This is a genomic window from Anoxybacillus sp. LAT27 (genome assembly GCF_022030075.1).
Classification (GTDB): Bacteria; Bacillota; Bacilli; order Bacillales; family Anoxybacillaceae; genus Anoxybacillus; species Anoxybacillus kestanbolensis.
Genome location: NZ_JAIWYK010000102.1, coordinates 1 through 311 on the forward strand (window position 1 = coordinate 1; position 311 = coordinate 311).

Below are 311 nucleotides of genomic sequence, written 5' to 3' on the forward strand. Positions count from 1 at the left end.
TGAGCTGCACATCGGCCATGCGGTCGCCGGGATCAAAGCGGGACTGTTTGACGTGGCACTGATCACCTACGGCAGCACCCAGCGCTCGGACCGCTCGCGCAACCGGCCGATGCCAATCGTCCCGCTGACCGAGCAGTACGAACGTCCCTACGGGCTGCCCGCGCCGGTCGGCGCCTATGCGCTGGCGGCGATGCGGCACATGCACCTGTACGGGACCACCTCGGAGCAGTTGGCGGAGATCGCCGTCGCCACGCGCAAATGGGCGATGCTGAACGAAAAGGCGTTCATGCGCGAACCGATTGAGATTGCCG

At 65.9% G+C, this 311-nt stretch carries 1 pseudogene; it reads left to right on the forward strand.

Annotated elements, in window-relative coordinates:
• Positions 1-311: pseudogene (locus LD028_RS08695) on the forward strand (thiolase); the annotation flags it as partial.